This window comes from Sphingopyxis sp. SCN 67-31, assembly GCF_001725095.1.
In genome coordinates this window covers 1-6,294 of record NZ_MEFH01000005.1, presented here as the reverse complement: position 1 = coordinate 6,294, position 6,294 = coordinate 1, and the positions used below count along the sequence as shown (strand labels likewise).

General features: G+C 62.6%; 3 protein-coding genes and 2 pseudogenes. 1 reads left to right on the top strand and 4 read right to left on the bottom strand.

Annotated elements, in window-relative coordinates; translation table 11 throughout:
* The 4 genes and pseudogenes from ABS88_RS25095 to ABS88_RS00430 form a co-directional block, all read right to left on the bottom strand.
* A pseudogene (locus ABS88_RS25095) lies at positions 1-132 on the bottom strand (fumarylacetoacetate hydrolase family protein); the annotation flags it as partial.
* Positions 133-151: 19 nt separating this feature from the next.
* Positions 152-1,075: a discoidin domain-containing protein gene (locus ABS88_RS00440; RefSeq protein ID WP_286748634.1), complete on the bottom strand. Its 924-nt coding sequence runs from the start codon at positions 1,073-1,075 to the stop codon at positions 152-154.
* A 114-nt stretch (positions 1,076-1,189) separates the two neighbouring features.
* Positions 1,190-2,944, bottom strand: a complete 1,755-nt coding sequence (locus ABS88_RS00435; protein WP_286748633.1) for an LVIVD repeat-containing protein — start codon at positions 2,942-2,944, stop codon at positions 1,190-1,192.
* A 134-nt stretch (positions 2,945-3,078) separates the two neighbouring features.
* Positions 3,079-5,460, bottom strand: coding sequence for a TonB-dependent receptor (locus tag ABS88_RS00430; protein ID WP_286748632.1), 2,382 nt, complete (start codon positions 5,458-5,460; stop codon positions 3,079-3,081).
* Between the two features lie 642 nt (positions 5,461-6,102).
* Here ABS88_RS00430 and ABS88_RS00425 point away from each other — a divergent pair.
* Positions 6,103-6,294, top strand: a pseudogene (locus tag ABS88_RS00425) (hypothetical protein); the annotation flags it as partial.

The window sequence follows — 6,294 nt, the reverse complement described above, 5'->3', positions numbered from 1 at the left end:
CGGATCGCCGCCCATTTCGCGCGCATGATCGGCGTAATTCTTGCCGACGCAAAAAATACGGCGAACCGGAAAGCGATCGGCGCTGCCGGCAATCTCGGCAGAAGGTGCGGCAACGGCAAATGGCAGGGTCATGAAAAGGGCCTCCTCGATGTCAGGAAGACGGATAGAGCGCCGCGCGACACTTGCCGAGGTCGGCGCCCGCAAGGCCGCTTTCCCTCACCGCATTCCACGGGCTGCCCATCTTGTCTTCGGGGCGATACCAGAAGCCATAGAGCTTGCCGTTCGCCGCGACCAGCGTCGCCGCGCCGATGCTGCCCTCTTCATTTGAATACCAGGCAAGCCGCATGATGCGCCCGAATACCGTCCCGCGCAGCGTGCCGAGCCCGTCGTTGTAGCAACCGAATATCTCATTGCCCTGCTGCCGGAGCAGGATCGGGCCATATTCGTGCGAATAGACGCCGCTCGCATCGGCATCGGCAACCGCCGCGTCGCCGCGGCGATCGAGCGTGCCGAGCACGGCAAGATCGGAAAGCCGCGTCGGTCCACTGCCCTTCCAATTGCTGTCGATGCGCAGCCGGAGCCAGCGCGCCGATGCTGGCGTCGGCAATTTCACGACGGTTCGTGCGTCCGCTTTCGCTTCCCCCTCGACCAGAATTTCATAGGGTCCCTCCGGCCCCTTGTTCGAGCCGAGCAGCGCGAAACGCCGGACCGGCGATCCTTCGGCGGTCTGCGACATCGATCCGTCCTCGCGCACCACCGGCTCGAACCGGTTGTCGAGGGCGACGGCATCGATCTTTGCGGTGCCAGCCAGCTCGAAATTCAGCGCGTGCGGCAGCGTGACGCCCTTGTCCGACAGCCAGCCATAGGCAGGCCCACCGTCGACAAGGTTGATCGCCCAGGTCGACCAGTGGCGCTTCGCCTCATTCCCGTCGGCTTCGGCGATGCCGCCCCAACTGATATGCAGGATATTGTCGCCCGCGGGTTCGGCGGGAGCCTCCGGTGCCTGTTCACCGGGCGTGTTCGAGCATCCGGCAAGGAGCAAGGCCCCCGCCAGCCCCATCGTGGCTGTGCGCATCGGATTGTCCTTCTAAAACATTTCTTCCGTCACCCCGGTGAAGGCCGGGATCCCGACCTCGCGTCTCACCGCCCCGGCGAGACCCCGGCCTTCGCCGGGGTGACGAACAACTTTCTATTTCCGCTCGGGCCAGATATTCTTTGGCGCGCCGAGGTTCGGCTTGCCGAGCAGCGGGCTCGACAGCGCGTAGACGCCGTTCACCGAAAAGGCCCAGATGATGTTGCGGTCATATTCGGTGTAGACCGCGAACGTCGAATTGCCGAACGTATAGTCTGGCATTTCCTTTTCATTGGCGAAGCGCGGAACGAAATAGCCCGCGATCGCCGGCTTTGCCGGGTCCTTGACGTCAAAAATCTGGATGCCGGCGTTGTAAAAGGCATAGATGGCAAGGCCCTGCCGGCCGCGCTGGGGCTGGGTCAGCCCGCCCGACCGTTTCGGTCCGAAACTGCCGCGCCGCTGGCAAAAATCGGTAAAAGAGGCCTCGGGCGGCGGCGTCGGGCGCGGGAAAGTCGCCGCGACCTTCGGATGCGCGGGATCGCGCACGTCGATCGAATAGATCGGCTTGAACGGCTCGTAACAGCTTTCGTTCATCGGATAGCCGTTGGAAAAAACGAAGCCGGTGCGGTCATATTGGCTGACATCGACATTGTCGAACTCGGTCCCCGCATAGCTCGGCGGCACCGAAAGATGGCCGAGCGTCTTCGGGTTCGCCGGATCGCTGAGGTCGAAGCTGTAGAAGCCGAGGCCGCCCATGCCGCCGAAGCCGATCTTGCCGCCCGCCTCGACCGGCTTCGACGTCACGATCGGATAGCGCGAACCCATCCAGCTCGTCCGGTTGCCCGCGCGCGGATTGGCGCGGTACGCCGCTTCGCTTTCGGGATCGCCGAGGCGCTGGCCGGGGACGGTGATCTGCGAAACGAACTTCGGATCGGCGGGGTCCTCCATGTCCCAGACCTGATAGCCAGGCGAATAGAGATAGTCGGGATATTCGGTGAGCGAATAGCTGTCGTCGGGCGCCGACGAGAGAAGCATAAATTTGCCCCCGAACCATGTCGCCGCGTCGAGCGCGCCCGATCCCTGCTGTTCACCCACCGGCGCATCGGGATGTTTGTAGTCGGTGGTGCGCGTCGCGATCAGGTCCCATTTGTCGGGCGTCGGCCCGTTCATAACAAAGACTTTGAAACCCTTGAGCGAATTATAGTGCCGCTGCGCGGCGACCTTGTCGGGCTCGCGGCGCTTGTCCTCCATCAGGCCGAAACGGCCGATCTCGTAGGAGGCGACCAGGACATTGCGTTGCAGCTTCTTGCTCCAAGCCACCGTGACGCCGCCGAAATAATCGGTGACCGCCGAAGGATCCCACGCCTCGCTCGATCCCTTGGCGCTCCATACGCCGCCCTTCGACCAGACGATCTTCGCCTTGCGCGGATCGGTGACGTCAAGGATGCGCAGATAGTCGCGGTCGTGGGTGTAAAGATAGCGGCGGCCGGAAAAATCGACGACATTCGCCCACGCATGCCAGGGCGACGTTACCGTAGGATAGAAGGCGATGACCTTCACATTCTTGGCGTAGCTGTTCTGGTCCCAATGATCGAGCTGCCCCGGAAAGGACGGCGGATCGTTAGTCAATCGGGTCGCGACGGGATGCCGGAAGCTGCCGTCGGGATTCATGCCATAATTGACGCCCGGCACAGGATCCTTCGGCGGGTTGTCGGGCGTCGCCGCAATCCATGCTTTCAGCCAGGGGTCGCGAACGTCGATCGGCGCGTCGGCATGACTGCCGCTCCAATCCGCCGCCATAGGCGCGGTCGCGCTGAGCAGAGCGGCGACTGCCAGACTGGTCCCCGCCATGATCTTGATACCGCGCTTCATTACGATTCCTCCTTCTCGTTGACCCACATCGTCATTGCGAGCGAAGCGAAGCAATCCAGGGCGGCTCACGCGAACTCTGGATTGCCGCGTCGCTTCGCTCCTCGCAATGACGATCGTTGTTGTCCTCATCGACCCTAGAAGCGGAACCGGGCCGTCACGCCATAGGTGCGCGGCGGGATGTAGGTCGAATAGATGGTTCCGAACAGTTCGAGCTTGCTGGTGAAGTTGAGCTCGTTCGTGAGATTCTTCGCCCACGCCGTCACTTCCCATTTGTCGTCGGCATCGCGCAGACCGATCCGTGCATTGAGCAGGATTTCGGAGTCGAACTTCAGGATTGGCGTGTTCGGATTGTCGAAGAAATTGGCGCCGGTATATTGGAAATCGCTACCCAGAACGAGCACCAGATTATCGGCGATCGGCTGGTCGAGATTGGCTGCGACATTGAAGGCATGTTTGGGCGTGCGGCGGCAGGTGTTGCCGTCGAGATCGGTTCCCTCGTCGTCGATGATCAGTTCGCCGGTGAAGTTGCAGCGCGAATAGGCATAATTGCCCGACAGGGTGAAGGCGTCGGTGATACGGGCCTGGAAATCGAGTTCCAGGCCATAGGCGCGCGTACCATTCTTCGCATTGAAGACGAAATTGTCAGGCGGCATTCCCGGCCCCGGTGACAGGAACTGGTTGGTCTGCAGATTGTCATAGTTGGTGTAATAGGCCGCCGCATTGATGAACAGGCGCCGGCCTGCCAGCGCGAGCTTTGCGCCGACCTCGAAGCTGTTGGCGGTTTCCGGGTCGAACGATACCAGCGCCTCTGCGGGCGTGTTTGCATCCTCGCCGGTCCAGCCGCCGGGCTTGTAGCCCTTGGCATAGCGGGCGTAGAGCGTGACATCGTTGCTCGGTTCGAAACGCAGCGTCGCACTCGGCAACCATGCATCCCAGCTGCGCGTTTCGCCGACCACGAAATTGACGGCCTCACCCTCGAACGACACGCCGGAGCGGTTGTTCGAATAGCGCTTGTGGTCATAGGCGTAGCGCAGTCCGGCCTCGAAGGTCAGCTTGTCGGTGATGCTGTAGCTGAGCTCGCCGAAGACGCCGACATTGTCGTTGCGCGACGTGGTGACGGTGTGGTTCGATCCCGGTGACGGCGTCGCGGGCGTTCCGCCATAGGCCATGGCGAAGGCGAATTCCTCGATCGCCTGATAGTCGGGGAAGAGGAAGTTCACATCCTCGGCGCGGCGGATATTCTCGTGCAGATAATAGGCGCCCCCTTCGATACGGAGCGGGCCGCCATTATCCCAGCGCAGGCGCAGTTCCTGCGAAAATTGCGTCACATCCTCGCCCTTGCCGCTGTCGAAATAGCTGTCTGGAACGGTGGCGAGATAAGTGTCGAGCCCGGCGACCATCGCCGAGGTGATGTCGGGCGCATTGGTCGCGGGATCGATCGGGAAGTTGAAAAGCATCCCCGACCCGTCTTCGCGCGCCGTCAGCGAGCTGTCGCGATAGACGGTCTGCGAAGTGACGCTGAGCCCGCCGCCGGCCTGCCAGTCGATCGTACCGCTGACCCCGTACATGTCGCTGTTCTGGAAACCCGTGAAATTATGATTTCCCGACCGCGGATCGGCGCTCTTGAAGGGCGCGTTGCGGTTCGGCAGCACGAAGCCCGGCAGGCTGTCGATCGTCGGCGCATAATAGCCGAGATAGGTCACTTCCTCGCTGTCGCCCGGAATGAGGATATCGACCCAGCGCGCCCCGTCGCGGTGGCGGGTGTAGTCGGCAGCCAGATTGACGTCGAGCGATGGCGTCGGTCGCCAGCGAAGCTGGGCACGCACCGACTGCATATTCTGGTCTTCCTCGTCGCCGCCGCGCAGATTCTTCGCATAACCGTCATGGCTGCGCGAACTGGCGACAAGACCCAGGCTCAACGTGTCGGACACCGGCCCGCGCACCGATCCGGCGACGTCGAGGCGGTTGTAATTGCCATAGGTCGCCTCGAACCGTCCTTCGAACGTATCGCCGGGCTTCTTGGTCACATAGTTGATCAGGCCGCCGACGACGCTCTTGCCGAAGCGCAACGCCTGCGGTCCCTTCAGCACCTCGACGCGTTCAAGGTCATAGAGGTCGAGCAGCGATCCCGTGCCGCGCGACAGATAGGCGCCGTCGACGAAGATGCCGACCGCCGCATCGGCGCCCGCGCCCTGAATATCGGAGCCGATGCCGCGAATGAAGAGTTCGGTATCGACCGCGCGCTCGGCGCTGAGCTTCAGGCCCGGAACGCGGTAAGCGACTTCGGAGAAATCCTTGATTCCGGCGCGTTCGAGCGCCGCGCTGCTGAACGCCTGAACCGAGATCGGCACATCCTGCAGGCTCTCCTCGCGCTTGCGCGCCGTCACCACGATCTCGTCGCCCGGTGCTGCGGCCGCAGCCTCGTCGGATGCCGATTGCGCAAATGCCGTCGCCGGCGTCAATTGTGCCGCCGCGGTTGCCAGAAGCGCCCAGCGCAGATTCCCCCTAGATCCCATTTTCTACCTCCCGAGCAGCCATGCGCCTTTGCCTTCAAATGCGGCACTGTCGACACTGGCCTTGTTGATCGCCGGGTATGGATAGGTCGCCACAATATATCGATATAATAGATTATGCACGCATCACTATTCCAAAATGGCCATATCGCGAGCGACACTTGTTGCGCCGATCACCCGCCGCCGACGACGACACGACCGCCCGCGCCCGAAGATGCCATTTTTTGAAAGACATATGCGGATGCCGGCCATTCCGCCCGCATCGAAGCTGCGCGTCGCGCGGCACAAACCCCCTGCGCCGGCACGCACAGAAACGGTGGAAATGCCGTCATGGAATTTGTGCGCTTGCCTCATGGCCGCCACTTGGATGTCTCCAACAGGGTAGGAAGCGGACGCGGCCTCAGAACGTCTTCGGCCCTTCCGGGACCAAAGCCGGTCGCCAAACGGCGATCCTTCGCTGGCTGCTCTGGTGCTTCATCGGGCGCGCTCATCCCCAAATGACACACCGGACCGAAATGATGCGCTGGACGCCACATCGGCTCTTGCCGAGGCGGCGTCCGGCGCGCATGATCGACCGGCCCGAAAGGACGACGCCCGACAGAGGCGCGCCCGACGGCGAGTTTAGTGGGATGAGGAGATGGGCCAATGAATGCCATTGGCAGATGCGATGCCGCCGCACGCGAGCGGCACCGGGCGCTGGATTTCATCGGGCTGCTTGCTCATGCGACGACCGTCGGGTTGATCCAGCTTTGCGAGGAATTGCTGAACAGCGGGGTGCTGAGCCCCGAGGGGCTGGAGCGCATCAAGGGCGCGATCCGCACCGAGCTGACGGTCAGC

Coding starts and splice junctions, on each gene's coding strand:
- ABS88_RS00440 (WP_286748634.1), bottom strand. CDS start 1,075: ATGCGCACAGCCACGATGGGGCTGGCGGGGGCCTTGCTCCTTGCCGGA.
- ABS88_RS00435 (WP_286748633.1), bottom strand. CDS start 2,944: ATGAAGCGCGGTATCAAGATCATGGCGGGGACCAGTCTGGCAGTCGCC.
- ABS88_RS00430 (WP_286748632.1), bottom strand. CDS start 5,460: ATGGGATCTAGGGGGAATCTGCGCTGGGCGCTTCTGGCAACCGCGGCG.